This window comes from Duganella hordei, assembly GCF_040369125.1.
Lineage (GTDB): Bacteria > Pseudomonadota > Gammaproteobacteria > Burkholderiales > Burkholderiaceae_D > Rugamonas > Rugamonas hordei.
In genome coordinates this window covers 55,631-79,960 of sequence record NZ_BPWI01000019.1, presented here as the reverse complement: position 1 = coordinate 79,960, position 24,330 = coordinate 55,631, and the positions used below count along the sequence as shown (strand labels likewise).

At 65.7% G+C, this 24,330-nt stretch carries 16 protein-coding genes and 1 pseudogene; 4 read left to right on the top strand and 13 right to left on the bottom strand.

What is annotated here, in order from left to right; all coding sequences use genetic code 11:
- Nucleotides 1–124: 124 nt before the first annotated feature.
- The gene (locus ABWW33_RS28540) at nucleotides 125–2,563 is read left to right on the top strand and encodes a TonB-dependent receptor plug domain-containing protein (protein WP_353404802.1); all 2,439 of its coding nucleotides are present in this window, start codon (nucleotides 125–127) and stop codon (nucleotides 2,561–2,563) included.
- Here ABWW33_RS28540 and pdxR read toward each other — a convergent pair.
- Nucleotides 2,560–4,086: a MocR-like pyridoxine biosynthesis transcription factor PdxR gene (gene pdxR, locus ABWW33_RS28535; RefSeq protein ID WP_353404801.1), complete on the bottom strand. Its 1,527-nt coding sequence runs from the start codon at nucleotides 4,084–4,086 to the stop codon at nucleotides 2,560–2,562. The two genes, ABWW33_RS28540 and pdxR, sit on opposite strands and share 4 nt — an antisense overlap.
- A gap of 90 nt (nucleotides 4,087–4,176) precedes the next feature.
- Between pdxR and ABWW33_RS28530 the strand changes: the two genes are divergently transcribed.
- On the top strand, nucleotides 4,177–4,833 hold the full coding sequence (locus tag ABWW33_RS28530; protein ID WP_353404800.1) for a pyridoxamine 5'-phosphate oxidase family protein: 657 nt from the start codon (nucleotides 4,177–4,179) through the stop codon (nucleotides 4,831–4,833).
- Nucleotides 4,834–4,856: 23 nt separating this feature from the next.
- Here ABWW33_RS28530 and ABWW33_RS28525 read toward each other — a convergent pair whose 3' ends face one another.
- Genes ABWW33_RS28525 through ABWW33_RS28480 form a run of 10 tightly spaced genes read right to left on the bottom strand, consistent with a single transcriptional unit; the run spans nucleotide 4,857 to nucleotide 18,219 of the window.
- Nucleotides 4,857–6,527, bottom strand: coding sequence for a hypothetical protein (locus ABWW33_RS28525; protein ID WP_353404799.1), 1,671 nt, complete (start codon nucleotides 6,525–6,527; stop codon nucleotides 4,857–4,859).
- Nucleotides 6,524–8,557, bottom strand: a complete 2,034-nt coding sequence (locus ABWW33_RS28520; RefSeq protein WP_353404798.1) for a DUF4175 family protein — start codon at nucleotides 8,555–8,557, stop codon at nucleotides 6,524–6,526. The genes ABWW33_RS28525 and ABWW33_RS28520 overlap by 4 nt, the downstream gene beginning before the upstream one ends.
- The gene (locus tag ABWW33_RS28515) at nucleotides 8,541–9,608 is read right to left on the bottom strand and encodes a BatA domain-containing protein (protein WP_353404797.1); all 1,068 of its coding nucleotides are present in this window, start codon (nucleotides 9,606–9,608) and stop codon (nucleotides 8,541–8,543) included. Before ABWW33_RS28515 ends, ABWW33_RS28520 begins: the two co-directional genes overlap by 17 nt.
- Complete coding sequence (locus ABWW33_RS28510) at nucleotides 9,605–10,486, bottom strand: DUF58 domain-containing protein (protein ID WP_353404796.1); 882 nt, start codon at nucleotides 10,484–10,486, stop codon at nucleotides 9,605–9,607. The genes ABWW33_RS28515 and ABWW33_RS28510 overlap by 4 nt, the downstream gene beginning before the upstream one ends.
- A 54-nt stretch (nucleotides 10,487–10,540) precedes the next feature.
- Nucleotides 10,541–11,539 carry an AAA family ATPase gene (locus tag ABWW33_RS28505; RefSeq protein WP_353404794.1) on the bottom strand — a complete coding sequence of 333 codons (999 nt, stop codon included), beginning with the start codon at nucleotides 11,537–11,539 and terminating at the stop codon, nucleotides 10,541–10,543.
- A gap of 2 nt (nucleotides 11,540–11,541) precedes the next feature.
- Nucleotides 11,542–12,162, bottom strand: a complete 621-nt coding sequence (locus tag ABWW33_RS28500) for a DUF4159 domain-containing protein (RefSeq protein ID WP_353404793.1) — start codon at nucleotides 12,160–12,162, stop codon at nucleotides 11,542–11,544.
- Between the two features lie 29 nt (nucleotides 12,163–12,191).
- Nucleotides 12,192–13,529 (bottom strand): TldD/PmbA family protein, encoded by a 1,338-nt coding sequence (locus ABWW33_RS28495; RefSeq protein ID WP_353404791.1) that lies wholly within the window; start codon nucleotides 13,527–13,529, stop codon nucleotides 12,192–12,194.
- Between the two features lie 3 nt (nucleotides 13,530–13,532).
- The gene (locus tag ABWW33_RS28490) at nucleotides 13,533–15,170 is read right to left on the bottom strand and encodes a TldD/PmbA family protein (RefSeq protein WP_353404790.1); all 1,638 of its coding nucleotides are present in this window, start codon (nucleotides 15,168–15,170) and stop codon (nucleotides 13,533–13,535) included.
- A gap of 56 nt (nucleotides 15,171–15,226) precedes the next feature.
- Nucleotides 15,227–16,564, bottom strand: coding sequence for a TldD/PmbA family protein (locus tag ABWW33_RS28485; protein WP_353404789.1), 1,338 nt, complete (start codon nucleotides 16,562–16,564; stop codon nucleotides 15,227–15,229).
- A gap of 17 nt (nucleotides 16,565–16,581) precedes the next feature.
- The gene (locus ABWW33_RS28480; RefSeq protein WP_353404788.1) at nucleotides 16,582–18,219 is read right to left on the bottom strand and encodes a TldD/PmbA family protein; all 1,638 of its coding nucleotides are present in this window, start codon (nucleotides 18,217–18,219) and stop codon (nucleotides 16,582–16,584) included.
- A gap of 273 nt (nucleotides 18,220–18,492) precedes the next feature.
- Between ABWW33_RS28480 and ABWW33_RS28475 the strand changes: the two genes are divergently transcribed.
- Entirely contained in the window at nucleotides 18,493–19,314 is an 822-nt protein-coding gene (locus ABWW33_RS28475; protein ID WP_353404787.1) for a class I SAM-dependent methyltransferase, read from the top strand.
- A gap of 109 nt (nucleotides 19,315–19,423) precedes the next feature.
- A complete protein-coding gene (locus ABWW33_RS28470) occupies nucleotides 19,424–21,019 on the top strand; it encodes a methyl-accepting chemotaxis protein (RefSeq protein WP_353404786.1) in 1,596 nt (531 codons plus the stop codon).
- Between the two features lie 15 nt (nucleotides 21,020–21,034).
- On the opposite strand, the pseudogene ABWW33_RS33160 reads toward ABWW33_RS28470, so the two are convergent.
- Together ABWW33_RS33160 and ABWW33_RS28460 are read right to left on the bottom strand one after the other, a co-directional pair.
- Nucleotides 21,035–21,865 (bottom strand): annotated as a pseudogene (locus ABWW33_RS33160) (methyl-accepting chemotaxis protein); the annotation flags it as partial.
- 771 nt (nucleotides 21,866–22,636) lie between these two features.
- Nucleotides 22,637–24,319: a methyl-accepting chemotaxis protein gene (locus ABWW33_RS28460; RefSeq protein WP_353404784.1), complete on the bottom strand. Its 1,683-nt coding sequence runs from the start codon at nucleotides 24,317–24,319 to the stop codon at nucleotides 22,637–22,639.
- Nucleotides 24,320–24,330 lie beyond the last annotated feature (11 nt).

The window sequence follows — 24,330 nt, the reverse complement described above, 5'->3', positions numbered from 1 at the left end:
AATATTATCAAATGTGCATAAAACGCAACAAAATGGTGCAAGCCGCGTTGTAGCTCTTCAAGCCCGCAAGCTAGTATTTTCTCCACGGCGCCATCCGCAGCCGTAAAACAATGAGAGAGAAAATATGACAAGAGCACCGCAATTCAAACGTACCCTGCTGGCCAGCGCGATCCTGCTGCTGGCGGCCGGCCACGGCCAGGCGCAATCGGGCGCCGACGCCGCATCCGCCGCCAGGCCCGAAGAACAAACCGTCGTGGTGCTGGGCTCGCGCTCGGTCGCCAAGACCGCGCTGGACACTTCCGCGCCGGTCGGCCTGATCAGCCTGAAGGACATGCAAACCGCCGGCCCGCTGGAGCTGGGCAAGCTGCTGCAGACGCTGGACCCGTCGTTCAACTTCTCGTCCACCTTCATCAGCGACGGCACCGACAGCATCCGCCCGGCGACGCTGCGCTCGCTCGGCCCAGACCAGGTGCTGGTGCTGATCAACGGCAAGCGCCGCCACCAGCAGGCGCTGGTCAACGTGCAGCAAACCATCGGCCGCGGCTCGGCGGGCACCGACATCAACGCCATTCCGCTGGCCGCGATCCACCACATCGAAGTGCTGCGCGACGGCGCCGCCGCCCAATACGGCTCGGACGCCATCGCCGGCGTGATCAACATCGTGCTCAAGTCGAACGTCAACGAGACCTCGCTCAGCGGCAGTCTGGGCACCACTTCCGAAGGCGACGGCGACCTCTATTCGGGCAGCGCCAACACCGGCTTCGCGCTGGGCCAGGACGGCGGCTTCCTCAACCTCACCGTCGAAGCCCGCAAGCGCGGCGAGACCAACCGCGCCGGTCCCGATTCGCTGCGCGTCAACCCGCCGCGCGTGACCCAGCACATCGGCGACAGCAACACCAAGGATGTCTACCTGTGGTGGAACGCCGCGCTGCCGATCGACAAGGCCAGCGAGTTCTACGCCTTCGGCGGCCTGTCCAAGCGCAAGAGCGATTCCTTCGGCTTCTTCCGCTCGGCCGGCGACGACCGCACCGTGCCGTCGGTGTACCCGAACGGCTTCCTGCCGGCCATCCACACCGACATCAAGGACGCCTCGTTCGCCTTCGGCTACCGCCGCGACCTGGCCAACGACTGGAAGGCCGACGTCAGCATCAACCAGGGCAACAGCGAACTGGGCTTCCACGAATCGAACAGCCTCAACACCAGCTACTGGTACGAGCCCAAGCCGGGCGGCGGCATCTACGCCGAATCGCCGCGCGAAGCCGACACCGGCAAGCTGAAGTTCTCGCAAACCACCTTCAACGCCGACATCAAGGGGCCGGTCAAGTTCGGCGACGGCAGCATCTTCCTGGCCACCGGCTTCGAGTACCGCGCCGACAACTACCAGATCATCGCCGGCGATCCGGTCTCCTACCAGTACGGCCGCACCAACAACCCGGCCATCGCGATCACCACGCCGAGCGGCGCCACCGCCGGCGCGGGCATCCAGGGCTTCCCCGGCTACACGCCGGCCACCGCCGTCGATTCGGGCCGCCACAACATCGCGCTGTTCCTGGACGCCGAACACAAGCCGGTCGACACGCTGACCCTGGGCGGCGCCGTGCGCTATGAAAAATACTCGGACTTCGGCAGCACCGTCACCGGCAAGCTGAGCGCCCGCTTCGACCCGACCAGGCAGATCGGCTTCCGCGGCAGCCTGTCCACCGGCTTCCGCGCGCCGAGCGTGCAGCAGGAGTTCTACAGCTCCGTGTCGACCAATCTGAATAACGGCGTGCTGACCGAGACGCTGACCGCGCGCCAGGGCAGCGCCGTGACCCAGGCCTTCGGCATCGCGCCGCTGAAGGAAGAAACCTCGACCAGCGGCAGCATCGGCACCGTGATCCGTCCGGCCAGGAACATGTCGCTGACGGCCGACCTGTACGAGATCAAGATCAAGGACCGCATCGTCTTCTCCAGCGAGATCGCACCGGAAGCCGGCGGCGGCCCGATCGCCAACATCCTCAAGCCGCTGGGCGTGGGCCAGGCACAGTTCTTCACCAACGCCGTCGACACGCGCACCCGCGGCCTGGATATCGTGGCCGAGCACACCAGCAAGTTCGCCGCGTCGACCTTGGTGCTATCGGGTCAGTTGGGCTTCAACAAGACCGAGGTGACCAAGCGCCACTCGACGTCGACGGTGCTGAGCGGCGAGAAGCTGTTCGACAAGTCGCAGGTGACGCTGATCGAACACGGCCAGCCGCGCAAGCACCATGTGGTGGCCGCCGACTACACGATGGGCGCATGGAACCTGAACACCCGCGCCAACTACTACGGCGAGGTTGAAGCGGAAAACTTCAGCCCGTTGCAGAAGTGGGATGCGCGCTGGCTGGTCGATGCGTCGGTACGCTATGCGTTCAGCAAACGCACCTTCCTCAGCGTGGGCGTGAACAATATGTTCAACCAGCTGCCGTCGGAATGGACCAACGGCGGCGACTTCCCGAAACTGGGCTTCACCCGTTGCTGGGAAACCTGCCCGATCGGCGTCAACGGGCGCTCGATGTACATCCGCGCCGATACGGCGTTCTAAGCGGCCCGTCGTTTAGCGTTTGAACGGTTGGCGGCGTAGGCCGCAAGGTGCACGATCGCCGCCAACTGTTTGACCAGCCCTTCCATCCGCTCGGCCGGCACCTGCGCGTAGCCGAGCATCAGTCCCTTCCACCCGGACTCCCCTTGCGTATCTTGCCTGCTCAGGGAATTGACCACGATGCCGTGTTCCAGCGCTTGCGCGGCGACCGCCACGTCGTCGATGGCCGCGTCGTCGAAGCGCAGCGCCAGATGCATGCCGGCCGAACCGCCGTGCACCTTCGCCACCGATCCCAGATGTCTTTCCAGCGCCGCCACCAGCGCGTCGCGCCGCTGCCGGTACAGGCGCCGCATGCGCCGCAGATGCAGCGCGAACTGGCCGCTGCGCAGGAACTCCGCCAGTGCCAGCTGCTCGGCCACGCGTCCGCGTGCCGACGACTGCGCGCGCATCAGCGCGAACGGCTCGGCCAGCGCCGGCGGCACCACCACGAAACCGATCCGCAGCGACGGGAACATGGTCTTGCTGAAGGTGCCGAGATAGATCACCGGCGCGTCCGGCGCCAATCCCTGCATGGCCGGCAACGGCGGGCCGTCGTGGCGGAATTCGCTGTCGTAGTCGTCCTCGACGATCAGGGCGCCGGCACCGCGCGCCGCCTCGATCAGCGCCAGCCGGCGGCGCAAACTAAGCACGCTGCCGGTCGGGTATTGGTGCGACGGCGTGGTGTAGATCAGGCGCGGCGGACGCAATAGCCAGTCGTCCGGCCTGGGGGCGATGCCGTCATCGTCGACATCGATGCCGGCGACATTGAGCCCGCCCGCGCGCGACGCGGCCAGCGCCCCGCCGTAGCCGGGATTCTCGATCCAGATGGTGTCGCCCTGGTCGGCAAAGGCCTGCACGCAGACAGTCAGGCTGCTCTGGGTGCCGTCGGTGATGAACACTTGCGCGGCGTCGCACACCACGCCGCGCGCGGCACGCAGGTGGTCGGCGATGGCTTCGCGCAGCAGCGGCTCGCCGGCCGGATCGCCGTAGTTCAGCTGCGCCACGGTCATGCCGCGCAACGCGCGCTCCAGCATGCGGCGCCATAGCGTCAGCGGAAAGTGTTCAAGCGCCGGCACGCCGGGAACAAAGGCGCCCATCATCTCGGCCGGTCCCGGCAAGGACCTGAGCGCGCGGGCGCGCTGCGACAGGCCGGCCTGCGGCGGCTTCGACGTATGCCCGCCTGCGGTCGCAGCTTCGGCCGGCCCATCGGCCGGCTTGTGATCCGGCGCCAGCGCCGCGACCACGGTGCCGCGCCGGTCGGTGGTCACGTAGCCCTCGCTGGCCAGTTGCTCGTAGGCGTACAGCACGGTGTTGCGCGCCAGTCCCAATTCCTCGGCCAGCACGCGCGATGCGGCCAGCCGGGTGCCGGCAGCCAGCGTGCCGCTACGGATCGCGTTGCGCAGGCATTCGTGCAGCAACCGCTGGCGCGGCCAGCCGCGATGGGCGTTTTGCGCGGCATAGCCGTCGATCAGCAGCGTGAAATCCATTCGTGGCTCCATCAAATTAACGATTACTGGATCTGTTTAAGGAGCCAGCATCCCATTATATTGTCATTTCAACCTTTTTGGATGGAGATCATGACCGAACCAGCAACCCCAGCCGCACCGAGCGCACGCACCCGCATGCGCCGCGTCTCAACCAACGCGCACTACGACACCGCAACGCTGCATGCGATCATCGACGACGCTTACCTGTGCCACATCGCCTTCACCGACGACCATGGATCGCACTGCATTCCTACCGCCTGCTGGCGTGAGGACGGACACCTGTACATCCATGGCTCCAACGGCAGCCGCATGCTCAAGCGCCTGACCGAAAGCGAGACCTGCGTGACGATCACGCACCTGGACGGACTGGTGATGGCGCGTTCGGCTTTCAGCCATTCGATGAACTACCGGTCGGCGATGATCTATGGGCGCTTCGAGGTGGTGACCGACGAGGCCGAGCGCCATCGCACGATGGAAGCGTTCATGGAGAAGCTGGCGCCAGGCAGGCAGGCGGAGGTACGACCCGGTTCGGACAAGGAATACGCGGCCACAACGATCATGCGCATCGCACTCGACGAAGCGGCCTGCAAGGTGCGCTCCGGTGGTCCGACCGATGATGAGGAAGACCTGAGCTGGCCGGCGTGGGCGGGCGTGCTGCCGTTCGCCCGCGTGCCGATGAAGCCTGTCGCCGATCCGGCCTGCACCATCGACGCGCCGGCCTACGTCATCGGATGGCAGAAGTGGTAAGGGCGGGCTGACCGCAATAAGCGCTACGTCTTGCGCTGCTCGCGCCACCACAGGCCGAGCATGCAAAGCGCGAACAGCGCGCCAAATGGCGCCACCGGCAGCGGACGGCTGCTGCCGGTGACGCCGCTCTTCGTGGTGGTGCCTGGCGAGCGGGCCGCATACAACGCGGTGGCATCGCGCCGCAGCGCCTTCTGCCACGCCGGCCAGTCGCCGCGCGCGTAGACATACTCGGCCCCCGCCTCCGCCATGCCAGCCGCCTTGAATGCCAGCCATCCCGCCTTCTGCGGCCACATCGCCGCACACACAGCGTCCGCCTTGTCCGCGCGCGCCTGCAATTGAAGTTCCGCCGCACCGGCTACGCCAATCATCGTCCCCGGCTTCACGCCCTGCGCGCACACTTCGCTGCGCAAACCCGGCAGCGGCATCGGATCGGTCATCTGCCAGCCCGCCTTTTGTACGCTGGCCAGCGCGATACTATCCATCGCCCCCTGCCACCACAGGGCCAGCGCCTGAGGCGCGCTGATCGCATATTTGTGCCAGTCCGACACGCCGATCCATACTACGCGCCCTTGCTGCAAATCGCGCTGCCAGAGCCACGGTTGCTTCTTGCCGTCGCGCGCCAGCACTGACCATGGTCCTCCGGCACGATCATCAGGATTCAAGCCGGCCGGCGGCATCGCCAACGACGCACCGGCAACGCTGAACTGCCGCGTGTCTTCCTTCTCGGTGGTTGGCGACTGCGGGTGCAAGCGCAAGTCGAACTGACGCTGCCACAACGACGCGTCGGCCGCATTACCGCCCAAGACCACCAGCGGAACGCCCTGCCGCACCTGCGCCAACAACGCATCGCGCGCCGACGGATTCAAATGCTCCACGTAAGCCGCATCCACGACGACTGCGTTTGGCGCGGTCAACGGCACACGCGCCGTTTCGCTGCGCGCCACCGCCTTGCCCAGCGTGACGCTCCAGTCCAGGATCGCGCCGCCATCGGCCAGCAGCTGATTCAGCGCCCGCGCATCGAATGACGGCGCATCGAAGCGGCCCTGTATCTGCAAAGGCAGCGCATCCTTCACCTGCAGGGGAATCGGCCCCTGGGCGATCACGGCGCCGGCGGCGTCCAGCAAACGCGCCTGCAGCACCATGGCCTCCGCCACCGGCGGCAGCCACTGCACGCTCAACTGCGACGCGGCGGCGGTCGTCGAGGACTCCGCCAGCACCTGCTTGTTTTCCGCCAGCAGCTGCAAGCGCCAGCCGGCCTGCGCCTGCGAGCGGCGCACCGACAGCGTAAAAATCCGGCCCAGCGACATCGAACGCGGAAAATCCAGCCACAACAAATCGGCGGCGGCAGGCTTCCACTGCAAAGGCCGCGCAGGCAGATCGCGCCACTCCGCCTCGCGCAAGCCATCGCCAACCAGCGAGATGCCTTGCGCGCGCGGAATGGCCAGCCAGTCAGCCTCGCTGATTCCGCCCGACGCGTTGGTGGTCACCGTCAGAGTGTTCTCGCCGGCCTCCAGCAAGCGTATGTCCGCCAGCGCCACCGCCAGCGATGCGCCGGCCACCGCAGCCAGCGCCACATCGATCCATTTATGGCTGCGGGCGTACAGCATGGCGGCACTCACGACGCCAACCGCTAGCGCAGTCAATGGCGGGGCAACCGCCGCCAGATCCATCGACGAATTCACTGCGATACTCATTTCGACTGCTCCTTGCCACTCCAGGCCTGACGGAACGGGGTATCCGTCGAAGGGCGCGCCTGCAGCAGCACCGGCGCATCCGTCAGCGTGCCGCGCAGCCAGGCGCGCAGCTCACCGCGACAGGCGGCGCAGCCATCCTGCACATCCTGCACCGCGCGCTGGGCGCTCAGCTTCTGTTCCTGGTCGCCGATGCGCGCGGCGATGGTCTCGCGCGCCGCCTTGCTCCACAATGCGGGCAGCGCGCCGTCCTGCGCCAGCGCCTGCACCAGTTCGCGCACTTCGGCCGGCACCGTATCGCCGGCGGCGCCCTGCTCGCGCTTGTAACTCAGCACGCCGACGATATCGCCGCTCATGCGCTTCTCTTCCTTCAGCGCCGGCGGAACGAAAGCAGTACGATGCAGGTAGATACGTTCGGCTGCCTGCAATTCCTTGATCGCATCCAGCGCCTTGTACTCCGGCGGCAGTGCGGGCTTGGGTTCGACGGCGCGCAGCGATTTCTCCGCATCCCACATCGCCGACAGCGCGCGTTTCAATACGGCCTTGGTCTTCGGATCGAAGATGGTGGCATTGTCTTCCTGGTCGTGCGCGTGGCCGAATTCCTTCATGACGGCGATCTCGCCGCCGCCCGCCATGCCGCCGCCGTGGTGCTCTTCGCCTTCGTGTTCATGCTCGTCGCCGAACAGGCTCGATCCCTCGCCGAGGAACTGGCCGTAGCGCAGCCGCAGCTTGGCCTGGTCGGAAGCGATGCCTTCGCTGCGCGAGCGCACCGTGGCGGCAGCCATGTTCGGATTGGCCTTCATGTCGGCGACCAGTTGTTCGGTGTCGATGATGATCTGGCGCTGGCTGCGCAGGTTTTCCGGCTTGACCATCGACGGCAGCACGGTCGAATCCAGGCTCTCCGCCTCCGGCGCCGGCAGGCGCAGCGTGTAGGTCGGGGATTGCGTGGTGTGCGGATTGTCCGGCGCGTTGTCGGTGGCGCGAACGAAGAAGTACAGCTCGTCGCCTGGCTCCATGCCGAGTTCCGCCAGCGTCCACTGTTTTTTCCAGTTGCGCGTCTTCGGGTCCGCCGACTGCGGCAACGGCACTTCGCGGTCGCTGAAGCGGATGTTCTCGCCGCTGCCGCGCGCCAACGTCATGTGCAGGCTGGCGCGCGCGATGGCGTAGTCGTCGCGTGCCATGACGGACAGCTGCAAGGTCTTGGTTTCCTTCGGCAGGATGTGTATCAATTCGGTCGGCTCGATGATAGTGACTTGCGGCGGCTGATCGGGCGTGACGCGGATGTTGTAGCGCGAGCCCCCTTTGCCGCGCGCGCGCCAGAACAGCGATTCTTTCACGCGCTGCGATGCGCAGGCTTCGGTAACGGGGAGCGTCTGTCCGTCGCCCAGTTCCACTACCGGCTGCGCGCCACTCGGGTTGCGCACGCACCAGCGCACCTCGGAGAATTCCGGCACCTGGATGTCGCGGGCGGCGGTGTCGAACGATTTGACGCCGGTGTAAGCCGGCGGCGTAACGCGCAGATAAATTTCACCATCGACGATCGGCTTGTTGGCCGGCGCGCTCGCAACCGGTGCGGAGGCGGATTGCTTGCCGTGGTAGCCCCAGGCGACGCCAGCCGCCGCAAGGCTGAGCAGAACGGGCAGGATGCCGATGCGCACGCGGCTGCGGGCGATGCCGCGATAGTCGCCTTCGCCCAGAACAGCAGCAAGGCGGGTTTGCAGTCGCTGTCGCTGGAGTTTGGCGATGGATGTGTTGGCGTCGGCCGCCAGCAACATGCTGCTGTCTTCCAGCGCGGGGATGGCGGCGTTCAGCCACGATGTCCATTCGGCGTCGACCCGCCGGCGCCAGCGGTAAATGTCGGCGGCCAGCCAGATGGCCCACAGCGCGACCGCCGTCAGGACGATCGGGCGCGCGGGTGGGAGCAAGGCCGCGGCGATGACCAGCGGTGCCACGGCGGCAAGCCATTGCGGGGCACGGCGACGCAGGACGGCGGACCACAGCCGGCTGCGCAAATGCTTAGTTTCGCCGTGCATGGGTCAGTATCCGTTCTAATGCAAAAAGCGCGAGCAGGGCGAGAGCGAGCCAGGTTGCTGGCTTTGCGTTGGTGATGGCCGGCAGCGCGCTGCGGGCGGCGCCGAAGGTTTGCGACGGCGTCGGGTAGGCTGGCGCGGGAGATGCGGCCAGCAGTTGCCAGGCGTCGTAGATGGCGCGCCCGGTGTCGGCATCGCGCGCGGGCCAGGCGTCCGAGACCCACAGGCGGCCGCGAGGCGAGTCGACGTATTTCAGCGCGATGCCGTTGATGACCAGCGTCGAGGCCTTTGCCAATTCGGGGAAGGCGGCAGCTGCCGGGGCGGCGATCCACCAGTGCGGCGCGCGCCAGTTGGCGGGTGGCGCGTCCGGGGAATCCCAGACAATCAGCTCTGTGTTGACGTCCGGCTCGGAGGCCATGACGTAACGGCTGGCGCCAGTGCCGGCGCTGTCGAAGGCGGTGAACAGCGAGCGCCATGTGGCAGCGCGCTCCGCAACGGCGGTCAGCGCAACGCGATGCTGGACCGGCGCGGCGGCAGCGACGGGCGACAACTTGGTGCGCAGTTCAACTTGATGGCTGAATTGCGGCACGCGGGCCGGCATCGCTATCTGGTCGGCGCGGGCGACGACCAGCAGGCGCGCACTGGGGCGCCAGTCGCGTTCGTGCTCGCGCAGCCATTGCAGGCCATGCGAACCTTGCTGACCAGTGGCCGGCAGCTCAATGCGCTGCGCCGCGTTCATGCCGGCAGCAATGATCTGCTGATCCATCCACGCCTTGTCGGCGCCGGCATCAACCAGCACGGTATCGCCGCGCCACGGGAAGATGGTGGCCGCCAGCCACGCGATCAGCGCCACCAGCATCAGGCAGCGCACCAGCAACAGCAAGCGATCCCGCCACTGCCACACCCGCAGTTGCTCGGGTGCGGCGGAAGGCAGGAAGCGCGCGGTGGCCAAAGGCTCGGCTTTCAGCCGTTGGCGCTTCTGCCGATGCCACCAGATCGGCAGCAGCAAAACCGGCAGCGCCAGCCACCAGAAGGGATAGGAACTCAACATCATTTTGCCCGCGCTCCCGCCAACTGCAGCCAGCTGCGCAGCACAGCATGCAGCGGCTGCTCGATGCGCGCCTCGTAGTGGACGATATTGTTTTGACGGCAGTTGGCCGACACGCCATCGAAGTGCGCGCGGCTTTGCTGCTTGTAACTCTCGCGGTCGGCATTGCTCAAGCGATGCAAGCCGTCGCTTTGTTCGGGATCGCGGTAGGCCGTGCCGGATTTGAAGCTGGCATCCACCTCCGCCTGTGTGCGTAAGGTCAGCAATCGAACGTCATGCCGCAGGCTGCGCAGGCGCACCAGCGCTTCGCTCAACGGCGACGGCCAGTCGAGGAAGTCGCTGGCGGCGAAGATCAGGCTTGGCGAACGCGCGAAATGCAGATTCGCCCGCAGCACCTCGGCACTGGGCAAACTGCCTTCCGGCTTGGCCTTGGACAGCTGCGCCAGCACCCGCTGCAACTGGCGCGGCCCGCGCGAGGCTTGCGTGAATTCGACTTTTCCGCCGCCGCATATCACCAGCCCGAACGCATCGCCCTGCCGCTGCGCGATGGCTGCCACGCAGGCCAACACGGTGCAGGCGAACCAGAGTTTGTCGACACCGTTGATTTCGCGGCTGGGCTCCGCCATCGACGCGCTGGCGTCCAGCCACAGCCAGGTGGCGACGTGGCTGTCGCGCTCCGCCTCGCGGACGAAATAGCGGTCGGCGCGCGCCAGCAGCTTCCAGTCGACGCGGCGCCACTCGTCGCCCGGCGCGTAGGCCCGGTACTCGGAGAACTCCACGCCGGCGCCGCGCTCGCGCCCCGCATGCAAGCCATGGCCCAGCCCTGCCAGCACGTGACGGATGACCAGCTCCAGATCCTTGGTCTGGGCCATCATCGCAGTCATGGCGGCCGTCGCCGAACCTGGCACGGACGATGTCGAAGTCGCTTGCATAACAGCTTAGTCGGGACGGATATGCTCGCGCAACGCCAGCAGGATGTCGGCGATCGCGACACCGTCCGCCTCGGCCTCGAAGTTGCGGATCACGCGGTGCGCCAGCACAGGCAGCAGCATCTCGGCGATGTCCTCGCGCGTGACGGCCAGCCGTCCGTGCATCAACGCGCGCGCCTTGGAAGCCAGCACCAGCGCCTGTCCGGCGCGCGGACCGGCGCCCCAGCCCACATGCTTCTTCACCGCCGGCACCGTCGTCAGCGCCGGACGCGTGGCGCGCACCAGCCGCGTCGCGTAGGCCAGCAGATGATCGCCGATCTCGATGTCGCGCACCAGCTGCTGCAGCCGCAGCAGGGTCGCCACGTCCATCACCGGCTCCGCATCTTTCAGGCCGGTGTGCGTGGTGGCGGAGACCATCGCGATCTCCTCCTCCTCGGTCGGATAGACCACGTCGATGCGCAGCAGGAAGCGGTCCAGCTGCGCCTCCGGCAGCGGATAGGTGCCGGCCTGCTCGATCGGGTTCTGCGTCGCCAGCACGAAGAACGGCTTGGGCAGCTTGTGCGTCTGACCGGCGAAGGTCACGCTGCGCTCCTGCATCGCCTCCAGCAGCGCCGACTGGGTTTTAGGCGGCGCGCGGTTGATCTCGTCGGCCAGCAGCACCTGCGTGAACACCGGCCCTTGCTGGAAGCGGAATTCGCGCTTGCGCGTCGCATGGTCCTCTTCCAGGATCTCCGTGCCAACGATATCCGACGGCATCAGGTCCGGCGTGAACTGCACGCGATGGAAGTCCATGTCGGTCGCCTGCGACAACGACTTCACCAACAGCGTCTTGCCCAGTCCCGGCACGCCCTCCACCAGCGCATGGCCGCCGGCCAGCAGGCAGATGATCAGCGAATCGATCACGTTTTCCTGGCCGATGATCACGCGGGACATGCTCTTCTTCAGCGCCGCCACCTTGGCGCTCAGCGCGCCGATTTCATTTTCGCTCCAGGCGATTGCACTATCCAAGATCAAGCTCCCAACGCATATTGAATGATATTGACCGCAAAGCGGGTGTTGTCGACCACCAGCCACCGCTTGTTGCGGAAGTCGTAGTCCCACTCGCAGCCGTAGTCCTTGTTGCTGTACAAGAGCCGCACGCGGCCGCCGACTTCCACCGCCTTCAGGTAGTCGTGCACCAGGTCGTCGCCCCAGCCGTTCAGCTCGACGCTGGTGTTCGGCGGGCCGTCGAAATGGAAGAAGCTCGAATACACCGGATGGTTGTTCGGGATCTTGCGCAGCGCCTTGGGCCCGAAGATGCGGGCGATCTCCGCCTCGAACGATTTCGAGAACAGGCCGTCGATATCGTGATTGCAGTCGTCGACGAACAGGAAGCCGCCGCCCTTGATATAGCGCTCCAGGTTCTTGCGCTCCGCAGGCGTGAACTGCACCAGCTTATGGCCGGCGAAATAGCAGAACGGCGCCTCCAGCATTTTCGGATCGGACAGCGCGACGATGCGCTCGACGGGGTCGACCCGCAAGGTCGTATATTCGACCAGCGAGTTGAGCACGTTGCTGGGCATGCGGATATCGACGTCCCAGTCGCCCGACTCGTAGGTCAGGCGGGTGAAATAAAAATCGTAGTTGGCCACGCCGTTCCCTGTTCCCTTTGCCCCGCCCCTTAAACCGCGTCCGACAGGGACGTGAAGTTAAAGTCGCGCACCTTCATCGGCGGTATCAGCATCTGGAAGCGCACTTCGTCGCCGCCGATCACCACCGGCTTGCCCAGTTCATCGATATTGTTCAGCATCGACACCGGGCTTTCGTTGAAGCGGAAGTTCTTGATCGGATGCTTGATCTTGCCGTTCTCGATGTAGAACGTGCCGTCGCGGGTAAGGCCGGTCAACAGCAGCGATTGCGGGTCGACCATGCGGATGTACCAGGTGCGGGTGACCAGCACGCCCTTCTTGGTCGAGGCGATCAGCTCTTCGGTGGACTTGCCGCCGCCCGCCATGATCATGTTGCCGTGACGGCCTGCCGCGCGCTTGCCCTGCTTCTCCGCCCAGTAACGGGTGTAGTCCAGCGATTCGATCTTGCCGCCCTTGATCACGTCGGTGCGCTCGCGCGCCAGCATCGAAGCGCCGTCCCAGGCCAGCACCGGCACGTCCGGATTCCACGGATCGGCCCAGACGTTGACCTGCTCGTCGAACAGCTTCTCGCCAAGGCGGTTGCCGCCGCCCTTCTTCGACAGGAAGCTGCGGCCCTCGTCGGCCTGGCGCGCGTCGAAGGCGCCGAACATGCGGCCGATGATTTCCGACGTCGCAGCCGGCTCCAGGATCACGGTGTAGCGGCCCGGCTCCAGCGCCTTGGCCTCGACCGACTTCAACGCCTTCTCGATGGCGATCTCGGACGCTTCGCGCGCATCGAATTTCTTCGCATCGTTGGCCGAGCGCGTAGCCCAGCCGGAACCGCGCCCATCCTCGGTACGGGTGGTGACGGTGAAACCCAGATTGCTCAAGGTCTGGTAGCCGAACACGCCGTTCGAGTTGGCGATGGTTTCAAAGCCGGTGGTGTCGCTGAAGAAGCCTGCTGCGACAAGGCCCTGCTTCTTGCAGGCGTTGATGCTGACGGCGGCCACTTCGGCGCGGTAGTCCGGATCGATGGCGGCGGTGGCGTCGCTGTAGGTATTGGACAGCTTGTATTCCTGCTTCTTGATCGCCGGCTGGAACTCCGGATTTTCCGGCGCCAGGCGCGCCACGTCTTCGGCGCGGCGCACGGCCTTTTCCAGCGACTTGTCGTCGAACTCATTGATCGACGCGGTGCCCTGGCGCTTGCCGAAGGCGACGCTGACGGACAGCTGCGTGTTCTCGATCAAGCCGGCGGTCGACACCGCGTTGCGCGCATAGCGGATATTGCCGTTGCGGCTGCCGCTGATCTGCACACGGCACTCGTCGGCCTTGGACAGCGACATGATCTTGTCGCAAATGCGTTTTGCTTCTTCCTGGTTCAGCATCTTCATTGTTTATCCTATCTTGCGAGCGGTGTTGATCACGTTGATGCCGTTAAAGCGGGTGGTCGGCGAGCCGTGCGATACGGCGCTGACCTGGCTGGGCTGTCCCTTGCCATCGAAGAAGGAGCCGCCCATGCGCCAGTCGCGTTCATCGCACAGCGCCGTGCAGGCGTTCCAGAATTCCTGCGTGTTCGACTGGTAGGCCACGTCTTCCAGCTGATTGGCGATCTTGCCGTTCTTGATCTCGAAGTACAGCTGGCCGCCGAACTGGAAGTTGTAGCGCTGCTGGTCGATCGAATACGAGCCGCGGCCGAGGATATAGATGCCCTTCTTGACATCCTTGACCATGTCGTCCGGCGTCAGCGGCTTCTTGCCCGCTTCCAGCGAAACGTTCGGCATGCGCTGGAACTGCACGCTGCTCCAGCTGTCCGCATACGAGCAGCCGTGCGATTCCTTCTCGCCGATGATGTGCGCCTGGTCGCGCGTGGCCTGGTAGTTGACCAGGATGCCCTTGCGAATCAGGTCCCAGCGCTTCGAGGCCACGCCTTCGTCGTCGTAGCCCACGCAGCCCAGCGATCCCGGCGTGGTCTTGTCGGCGACGATGTTGACCAGCTCCGAACCGTAGTTGAATTTCTTGCTCTGCCATTTATCCAGCGTGGCGAAACTGGTGCCGGCGTAGTTGGCCTCGTAGCCCAGAACGCGATCCAGCTCGGTGGCGTGGCCTACCGATTCGTGGATGGTCAGGAACAGGTGCTCCGGCGACAGCACCAGGTCGTACTTGCCCGGCTCGACGGTTTTCGCCGTCAGCTTTTCCTTGGCCTGGCGGCCGGCCGCGCGCGCGTCCTCGATCAAATCGTAGGCGCCCTTGTACAGCGTGGTCACGCCGCCAGCGGCCTTGACCTTGTTGGCGGGCTTGGCGTCGAAGAATTCATAGCCCATGCTGGCCGGCGACGACAGGCCGTCGCGCGTGCGGAAGCGGTTGCTGGCCTTGTCGACCGCGGTGGCCGTCAGCGGCGCCCACAGGCGGTGGATGTCCTGGTCGATGTAGGAGCCGTCGGTGGAGGCGAAGTACTTCTGCTGGTTGACCTGGAACAGGTTGGACGACATGAAACTGGCGCCCGCCTCCATGCCGGCCTTGTTGGCGGCGATCAGCATCTCGGCTTTTTCCTTGATCGGCACGGTGCGCCAATCCTTCTTGAACGGCGTGGCCCAGGCCACCACGCCGACACCTTTGACGGGGGCAAGCTGCACCGGTTCGGTCTGCAGTTTGGCGTTGGCGCGGGCGATGGCGACGGCCTGCTGCGCGGCGGCGGCCACCGAGTCCAAGGTCATGACGTTGGTCGAGCAGAAGCCGTAGGCGCCGCCGGCGATCACGCGCACGCCGACGCCGGACGATTCGGTGTTGACGATGTTTTCCACGTTCAGGTCGCGCGTGGTGATGAACTGGTTCATGTAGCGGCCGATGCGCACGTCGCAGTAGCTGGCGCCGGCCTTGGTGGCCGCGTTCATCGCGGCGTCGGCCAGGGTCTTCTTGAACTGCACCGCCATGGGATTCATCAGCTCTTCAGCTGCGATGGCGTTGCCGAATACCGGTATCAGCAAGCTGCCGCCGGCGGCCGCGCCTACCTTCAGAAATGAACGTCGTTCCACAATAACTCCCCAATAAATGAAACAGGGCCGGAACCTGGGTTCCGGCCCTTGCTACCTTACACCGCGTCCGACAGCGACGTGAAGTTAAAGTCGCGCACCCGCATCGCCGGGATCAGCAGCTGGTATTGCGACTCGTCGCCCGACAGGATCTCCGGCTTGCCCAGTTCCTCGATGTTGTTCAACATCGTCACCGGGCTTTCGTTGAAGCGGAAGTTCTTGATCGGATGCTTGATCTTGCCGTTCTCGATATAGAACGTGCCGTCGCGGGTCAAACCGGTCAGCAGCACCGATTGCGGATCGACCATGCGGATGTACCAGGTGCGGGTGACCAGCACGCCCTTCTTGGTATTGGCGATCAGCTCCTCGGTCGACTTGTTGGTGCCGGCCATGATGATGTTGCCCGGCGAGCCGATGGCGCGCTTGCCCTGCTTCTTGGCCCAGTACATCGAGTAGTCCAGGTTGGCGATCTTGCCGCCCTTGATGATGTCCTGGCGTTCGCGCGCCAGCATGTTTTGCGCATCCCACGGCAGCACGGCGACGTCCTTGTCCCACGGGTCGGTCCAGACGTTGACCTGCTCGTCGAACAGCTTCTCGCCCATGCGGTTGCCGCCGCCCTTCTTCGACAGGAAGCTGCGGCCCTCGTCGGCCTGGCGCGCGTCGAAGCCGTTGAACATATAGGCCAGGACGTCCGAGGTCGCCGCCGGCTCCAGGATCACGGTGTAGCGGCCCGGTTCCAGCGCCTTGGCGTCCACCGAGCGCAGCGCTTTTTCAATCGCCACGTTGGACGCTTCGCGCGGGTCGAACTTGCTGACGTCGCCGACGCTGCGCTTGGCCCAGCCTGAACCGCGGCCGTCTTCGGTGCGCACGGTGACGGTGAAGTCCAGGCCCGTGTCGCGCTGGAAGCCGAACACGCCGTTCGAATTGGCGATGGCGGTGAACTGCGAGCTGTCGGTGAAGAAGCCCGCCGCCACCAGCTTGTTCTTCTTGCTGTTCTCGATGCTGTAGGCCGCCACCTGCGCGCGGAATTCAGGATCGATGTCGGCGGTCTTCTGCGAGAAGGTGTCGCTGGCCTTGTATTCCTGCTTGGTCGGCGTCGGCATGAACTCCGGGTTTTCCGGCGCCAGGCGCGCCAGGTCCTCGGCGCGGCGCACGGCTTTTTCCAGCGACTTGTCGTCAAACTCGTTGATGGTGGCGACGCCCTGCTTCTTGCCGAAGGCGACCGACACCGCCAGCTGCATGTCCTCGATCAGGCCGGCGGTCGACACGGCGTTGCGCGCATAGCGGATATTGCCCTTGCGGCTGCCGGTGATGTTCACCTCGCACTGGTCGCCCTTGGAATAGGACAGCACCTTGTCGCAGATACGTTTTGCTTCTTCTTGACTCAAATTCTTCATCTCGTGGTCTCCAGGGCTTAGGCGATCTTGCGCGCGGTGTTGATGACGTTGATGCCGTTGAAGCGCGTCGTCGAAGCGCCGTGCGATACCACGGACACTTGCGGCGGCTGGCCTTTGCCGTCAAAGAAGGAACCGCCCATGCGCCAATCGCGCTCGTCGCAGATGCCGACGCAGGCATTCCAGAACTCCTGGGTGTTCGATTGGTAGGCCACGTCTTCCAGCATGGCGCCGATCTTGCCGTTCTTGATTTCATAGAACAGCTGGCCGCCGAACTGGAAGTTGTAGCGCTGCTGGTCGATCGAGAAGGAGCCGTCGCCGACGATGTAGATGCCCTTCTTGACGTCCTTGACCATTTCGTCCGGCGTCATCTTCTTCTTGCCCGCCTGCAGCGAGACATTGGGCATGCGCTGGAACTGCACGTTGGCCCAGTTGTCGGCGTACGAGCAGCCGTGCGATTCCTTCTCGCCGATGATGTGCGCCTGGTCGCGCGTGGCCTGGTAGTTGACCAGGATGCCGTCCTTGATGATGTCCCAGCGCTTGCACTTGACGCCCTCGTCGTCGTAGCCGACGTTGGCCAGCGAACCCGGGGTGGTCTTGTCGGCGACGATGTTGACCAGGTCGGAGCCGTACTTGAATTTCTTGCTCTGCCATTTGTCCAGCGTGGCGAAGCTGGTGCCGGCGTAGTTGGCCTCGTAGCCCAGCACGCGATCGAGTTCGGTCGGGTGGCCGACCGATTCGTGGATGGTCAGCCACAGGTGTTCCGGCGACAGCACCAGGTCGTACTTGCCCGGCTCGACCGACTTGGCGGTCAGCTTTTGCTTGGCCTGCTTGCCGGCCGCGCGCGCATCCTCGATCAGGTCGTAGGACTTGGTGTACAGCGTGGTCACGCCGCCGGCGGCCTTGATCTTGTGCTCCGGGCGGGCGTCGAGGTATTCATAGCCCATGCCGACCGGCGACGACAGGCCCTGGCGCGAGCGGAACTTGTTGGTCTTCTGGTCGACGGCGGTGGCGAACACCGGCATCCACAGGCGGTGCACGTCCTGGTCGATGTAGGAGCCGTCGGTGGAGGCGAAGTACTTCTGCTGGTTGACCTGGAACAGCAGCGATTGCATGAAGCTGGCGCCGCCTTCCATGCCGGCCTTGTTGGCGGCGATCAGCAGTTCGGCCTTCTCCTTGATGGCGACGGTGCGCCAGTCCTTGACGATGGGCGTGGCCCACGCCACTTCGCCGACGCCCTTGACCGGCGCCAGGATCACCGGCTCGGTCTGCAGCTTGGCGTTGGCCTTGGCGATGGCGACCGCCTGGCGCGCGGCGCCGGCCACGCCGTCCGGCGTCATGTCGTTGGTGGCGGCAAAGCCGTAGGCGCCGCCGGCGATCACGCGCACGCCGACACCGGCAGATTCCGTGTTGGTGACGTTCTCAACGTTCAGGTCGCGGGTGGTGATGAACTGGTTCAGGTAGCGGCCCACGCGCACGTCGCAGTAGGAGGCGCCGGCCTGGGTCGCCGCCGTCATCGCGGTATCGGCCAGCATTTTCTTGAACTGCAGGGCGACCGGCTTCAACAACTCTTCCGCCGCGATCGCGCGGCCGAAGGCGGGCAGCAGCATCGTGCCCAGCGCCAGACTACTCACATTGAGGAATGCACGTCGTTCCATAGTATCTCCAACAGGATTGCGGGCCAGCCGCCCGAAGAGGCAATAAGAGCAAAATACGTGCCACCGAAATCATTATGCAAGTGACTGATATGCAAGACCGAAGCGGAGCGAAACGGATCGAAGTGTCCGCTCATCTGTCCGGCAAGTGTCCGCAAAGTGTCCGGCCGGTGTCCGCAGCCAATTAGCTTGACCTCCCTGCAAGCTTGACAGATGATCCGGCAGGGCGACCGTCCCCGCGTCGCCCCGAGCCCACGAACCTTCAGGAGACTTTGCATGAAACGAACCATACTGGCCGCGCTGGCCACCACCATGCTGCTTGGCGCCGGCGCCGGCGCCGCTGTCGCCGCCGAAGACGCCGCGCTGAAGGCCGCCATCGCCGCGCCGTCGCGCACGCCGGCCAACGTGGCGCGCGACGTCTACCGCCATCCGTACGAGACGCTGGCCTTCTTCGGCATCAAGCCGACCATGACGGTGGTGGAGCTGGCGCCGGGTGGCGGCTGGTACACGGAGATCCTGGCGCCCTACCTGCGCGACCACGGCAAGCTGATCACTGGCGGCAACGACCTGGCCTCGCCCGACGCCAACGAGCGCAAGGCGGCCGAGCGCTTCATGGCGCGCCTGAACGCCAATCCGGCCGTCTACAACAAGGTGGCGCTGGGCGTGTTCTCGCCGCCGCGCAAGTACGAGTTCGCGCCGGCCGGCAGCGTCGACATGGTGGTCACCTTCCGCAACGTCCACAACTGGATGGAAACCGGGCCCGACAATATGAAGACGCTGTTCGCCAGCCTCTACACCAGCCTGAAGCCGGGCGGCATACTCGGCGTGGAAGAGCACCGCCTGCCGGCAGGCAAAACCCAGGACGCCGACGCCAGCTCCGGCTACATGCACGAGAAATACGTGATCGGCCTGGCCGAAGCGGCCGGCTTCAAGCTGGCGGCCAAGTCGGAAATCAACGCCAATCCCAAGGACAACGCCGACCACAAGGGCGGCGTGTGGGCGCTGCCGCCGACCTACGCCAACAAGGATGAAGACCGCGCCAAATACCAGGCCATCGGCGAGAGCGACCGCATGACGCTCAAGTTCGTCAAGCCTTGATGCCGCAAATTTTTTGCTGAAGTCAGTCACTAGTTAATATCCTGTCGAAGGGGCCGGTCCTACACTCAGGCGTTTATTTCCAGTCGGAAATTAGCCTTTGAAGGAAACCATGCTACGCAATCTCAGCATCCGCGCCCGTTTGATTTTTGTTCTCGCCTTGCTGTCGCTGCAGCTTGTCGCCATCGGCGTCTACGGCCTGTCTGGCATGGCGCAGGTCAACGCTTCGCTGAAGACCGTGTACGACGACCGCCTGGTCGCGCTGGGCCAGCTCGACCAGGTGGCGCGCTCGCTGGTGCGGGCGCAATTGCAGATCGCGCTGGCCGCCAAGGCCGGCGCGCCGCCGCAGCTGGCGGCGATCCGCGAGACGCTGCAGCGCGAGCGCGACAACTGGACCGCCTACGCGGCCACCTACCTGACGCCGCGCGAAAAGGAACTGGCCGCGCTGTTCGTGGCGCGCCGCGCCGCTTTCGAGACGCAGGCCATCGCCACCACGCTGGCGGCGCTGGAGCACGGCCAGCCGGAACTGGCCGACCAGCTGGTGCGCGGCACCATGCTGCCCATGTACGACAGCCTGCGCGCGCCGCTCAACGACCTGATCGCGCTGCAACTCGACGTCGCCAAGGCCGAGTATCAACAGTCGCAGGACAACTACGGCGTGCGGCGCGCGCTGGCCACCGGCATCATCGCGCTCGGCCTGCTGCTCGCGGGCGGCATCGGCTGGTGGCTGGTGCGCGCCATCACGCGGCCGCTGGCGCACGCCGTCAGCGTGGCGCGCAGCGTCGCCGCCGGCGACCTGACCCGTGACATCGCCGTGCGCAGCAACGACGAAACCGGCCAGCTGCTGCAGGCGCTGCGCACCATGAACCGGGACCTGGTGGGCATCGTCGGCCAGGTGCGCAGCGGCACCGACAGCATCGCCACCGCGTCCAGCCAGATCGCCGCCGGCAACCTGGACCTGTCCGCGCGCACCGAGCAGCAGGCCGCCTCGCTGGAGGAAACCGCCTCCTCGATGGAACAGCTGACCGCCACCGTGCGGCAAAACGCCGACAACGCGCGCCGCGCCAACGAGCTGGCGGCATCCGCGTCGGAGGTGGCGGCGCAGGGCGGCGGCGTGGTCGGCCAGGTGGTCAGCACCATGGACGACATCAAGCACAGCTCCGACAGGATCGTCGACATCATCGGCGTCATCGACGGCATCGCGTTCCAGACCAATATCCTGGCGCTGAACGCGGCGGTCGAGGCGGCGCGCGCCGGCGAGCAGGGACGCGGCTTTGCCGTGGTGGCCACCGAGGTGCGCAGCCTGGCCCAGCGCAGCGCCGACGCGGCGCGCCAGGTCAAGGCGCTGATCGGCGATTCGCTGGAGAAGGTCGATGCCGGCAGCCGCCTGGTGCGGCAGGCCGGCGCCACCATGTCCGACATCGTCGCCAGCGTGGAGCGCGTCAGCGGCATCATGGCCGAGATCAGCAACGCCAGCCGCGAACAGACGCTGGGCATCGACCAGATCAACCAGGCCGTCGCGCAAATGGATGAAGTCACGCAGCAGAACGCCGCGCTGGTGGAGGAGGCGGCGGCCGCCGCGCAATCGCTGCAGGAGCAGGCCGCCGGCCTGCTCGGCACCGTCAGCGTATTCCAGCTGACGCCTGCCGCGCAGGCGCCGCGGCAGGGGCCGCGGCCGGGCTTGCATCAAGTCGCCATGCTCGCCTAGCGCCCCGCCGCCAGCCTAGAACCGGGTGAACTTGGTCTCGTCCGGCGAACCGTCGGCGACCAGGCCGAGGTTGCGCGGGCGGGCGGCGCGCGCCGAGGCGACGCCCGGCCGCAGCATCGTCGGACGCGTCGAGCGCGTGCCGCGCGGGGCCTCGTCGACCGCGTACTGCTTGAACACCGCCATCAAGGCGCCCAGCTGCTCGGCCTGGGCGCTCATCTCTTCCGACGTCGCCGCCAGTTCCTCCGAGCTGGCCGCGTTGAGCTGCGTGGTCTCGCTCAGCTGGATCACCGCGCTGTTGATCTGCCGTACGCCGGAACTCTGCTCCTCCGACGCCGCCGTGATTTCCTGCACCAGGTCCGACGTCTTGCGGATGTTGGGCACCAGCGCGTCGAACATCTGGCCGGCCTGCTCGGCCAGCTCCACGCTGTCCGACGCCACCTTGCTGATTTCCTGCGCCGCCACCTGGCTGCGTTCGGCCAGCTTGCGCACCTCGGCCGCCACCACCGCGAAGCCCTTGCCGTGTTCATGCGCGCGCGCCGCCTCGATCGCCGCGTTCAGCGCCAGCAAATTGGTTTGATAGGCGATGTCGTCGATGATGCTGATCTTGCTGGCGATCTGCTTCATCGCCGCCGCCGTCGCCTTCACCACCTCGCCGCCGCGCGTCGCGTCCACCGCCGCCTGGGTGGCGATGCCGTCGGTGACCTTGGCGTTTTCCGTATTCTGCGCGATCGACGCCGTCATCTGCTCGATCGAGGCGCTGGTTTCCTCGACGCCGGCGGCCTGCTCGCTGGACGCCTGCGACAGCGACTGCGCGGTGGCGCTGACTTCCTGCGAGGCGCCGGCCAGGCTGGCGACCACCGACTGCACCTCGCGCACGATGCCCGACAGGCTGCGCGCCAGCCACACCGCCAGCACGCAGCCGAGGATGGCGATGCAGACGTCGACCGCCAATATCATCTGCTTGGCGGAGTTGGTCACCTCGGTCATCGCCGTCGATTCAGCCTGCGTTTCGCTGGCGTTGACCTTGAGCAGTTTGCGGAAGGCGCTGGCGATGGCTTCGTCGGCGCCCTTGATCGACTTGTCCATCTCCACCGGGGTCATCCCCTTCTCGTGCATGGCCTCCAGCTGGGTCATGCTGTCGCCATAGGCCTTGGTGCTCACCGCCACCTCGTTCAACAGCGCCTGCTCCTCGGCGGTGACGCTGCCGGCGCTCTTGTAACCGGCCATATGCTGCTCGATGGTGGCCAGGTCGGCGCGGAACTTGCTGTTGTAGTCGCCGCCGCGCAGGATGTAATTCTTGAAGTGGTGCACCGCCAGGCCTTGCGCCGTCACGCCTTCCAGCACCGCGTTCTTGCGCGCCAGGGTCACGGTCTCGAACTCGTTCCAGTGATCATGCAGAGAAGTCAGCTTGGCGAAGGCTATTACGCCCAGCAATATCACCAGCAACACGATGCCGCCAAAACCGGCATGCAGCCGGGTTTCCATTTTCATCTGCTTGAACATGAGGGGTTTCTCCGAGGTAACGTGTAGCCACTAGCCATTGTGAACCAATCCGCAGCACCAAATCTAACCAATACTCACGCTGTGGCGTACGATCCACGCCACACGCGCCGGGACTCAGAACTTGATGAAGTTCATCTCGTCCGGATCGCTCATTTCGGCCATGCGGCGGCTGCCGGCCATGGCGCCGGCTTTCGGCTTGGCCCGCGGCGCCATGCGCACCGGCGCCACCGCGCGCACGCTGCGCGACACACCAGCGAGCTTGAAGAAGGACATCGCCTGTTGCAGCTGCTCGGCCTGGCCGCTCATCTCCTCGGCGGTGGCGGCCAGCTCCTCCGAGCTCGACGCGTTCTGCTGCGTGGTCTGGCTCAGCTGCGTGACGGCCGAATTGATCTGGCCGACGCCGGCCGACTGCTCTTCCGACGCCGCCGTGATCTCCTGCACCAGGTTGGAGGTGCGGCGGATGTTGGGCACCATCTCGTCCAGCAGCCGGCCCGCCTTCTCGGCCAGCTCCACGCTGCTCGACGCCACCTGCTCGATTTCCTGCGCCGCCACCTGGCTGCGCTCGGCCAGCTTGCGCACCTCGGCCGCCACCACCGCGAAGCCCTTGCCGTGCTCGCCCGCGCGCGCCGCCTCGATCGCCGCGTTCAGCGCCAGCAGGTTGGTCTGGTAGGCGATGTCGTCGATGATGCTGATCTTCTTGGCGATCTGCTGCATCGCCGCCACCGTCGAACGCACCGCCTCGCCGCCCTCGGCCGCCTCCAGCGCCGCCTTGCTGGCGATACCGTCGGTGACCTTGGCGTTCTCGGTGTTCTGCGAAATCGACGCCGTCATCTGCTCGACCGAGGCGCTGGTCTGTTCGGTGCCGGCGGCCTGCTCGCTGGCCGCCTGCGACAGCGACTGCGCGGTCGCGCTGACCTCTTCCGAAGCGCTGGCCAGCGCCTCGGCGCCGTTGTTCACTTCCTGCACCACGTGCGACAGCTTCTCGATCATGCCCTTCATCGCCGCCAGCAGGCTGGTGCTGTCGCCGGACTTCAGCTCGACGTCGGCGCTCAGGTCACCGTCGGCCACCTGGCGCACGATCCGGGCCGCATAGCCCGGATCGCCGCCCAGCTGGCGCATGATGCCGCTCAGGATCAGCAGGCCGATCGCCACCAGCAGCGCAAGCGCCACGCCGGACGCCACATACATGCTGGTCAGCGCGCTGGACGACGCCGCATCCGCCTCCTGCACGGAGTCGTCGCCGTATTTGACGTTCAACTCGACCAGCTTGTCGAGACTGGCCTCGACCTCGCGGAAGACGGGGCGGTTGTCGGCCTGGTTGCGGTGCAGCTCAAGGAACAGCTCCTTGCGCCGGGCCAGATCGGCGCCGCGGATCTGGCTCAGCAGGCCGCCGAACTCCGCGTCCTTCAGGCGCCAGGCGTCCCACTGCTTGACAAAGGTCTTCCACAGCGCGGCTTCATCGGTGCTCTGCGGCAGCGGCTCGTAGACTTTCCAGGCGCTGTCGATCTCGGCGAAGATCTCGGTGCGACGCTTGATCTGCTGCGCGATTTCCGCCGTATCTTCGGGATAGGCGGCGACCACCTCGGCCGCGCGGTTGGCCGAGCGGATGCCGGTCTTGCCCTCGTTGATCGCCATCAGCGCCTTCACCGAAGGCATGCGGTTCTTGCCGATTTCGGCCAGCATCTCGCTTTCTTTTTTCAGCCCCTGGAAAGCGATCGCCATCACCATCAACAACGCCAGCACGGCGATCGCGATCAGCGTCAGGATCTTGGTCCTGACGGTTATCTGTGCAAACATATCCGTCTCCT

Coding starts and splice junctions, on each gene's coding strand:
- ABWW33_RS28540 (WP_353404802.1), top strand. CDS start 125: ATGACAAGAGCACCGCAATTCAAACGTACCCTGCTGGCCAGCGCGATC.
- pdxR (WP_353404801.1), bottom strand. CDS start 4,086: ATGGATTTCACGCTGCTGATCGACGGCTATGCCGCGCAAAACGCCCAT.
- ABWW33_RS28530 (WP_353404800.1), top strand. CDS start 4,177: ATGACCGAACCAGCAACCCCAGCCGCACCGAGCGCACGCACCCGCATG.
- ABWW33_RS28525 (WP_353404799.1), bottom strand. CDS start 6,527: ATGAGTATCGCAGTGAATTCGTCGATGGATCTGGCGGCGGTTGCCCCG.
- ABWW33_RS28520 (WP_353404798.1), bottom strand. CDS start 8,557: ATGCACGGCGAAACTAAGCATTTGCGCAGCCGGCTGTGGTCCGCCGTC.
- ABWW33_RS28515 (WP_353404797.1), bottom strand. CDS start 9,608: ATGATGTTGAGTTCCTATCCCTTCTGGTGGCTGGCGCTGCCGGTTTTG.
- ABWW33_RS28510 (WP_353404796.1), bottom strand. CDS start 10,486: ATGACTGCGATGATGGCCCAGACCAAGGATCTGGAGCTGGTCATCCGT.
- ABWW33_RS28495 (WP_353404791.1), bottom strand. CDS start 13,529: ATGAAGATGCTGAACCAGGAAGAAGCAAAACGCATTTGCGACAAGATC.
- ABWW33_RS28485 (WP_353404789.1), bottom strand. CDS start 16,564: ATGAAGAATTTGAGTCAAGAAGAAGCAAAACGTATCTGCGACAAGGTG.
- ABWW33_RS28480 (WP_353404788.1), bottom strand. CDS start 18,219: ATGGAACGACGTGCATTCCTCAATGTGAGTAGTCTGGCGCTGGGCACG.
- ABWW33_RS28475 (WP_353404787.1), top strand. CDS start 18,493: ATGAAACGAACCATACTGGCCGCGCTGGCCACCACCATGCTGCTTGGC.
- ABWW33_RS28470 (WP_353404786.1), top strand. CDS start 19,424: ATGCTACGCAATCTCAGCATCCGCGCCCGTTTGATTTTTGTTCTCGCC.
- ABWW33_RS28460 (WP_353404784.1), bottom strand. CDS start 24,319: ATGTTTGCACAGATAACCGTCAGGACCAAGATCCTGACGCTGATCGCG.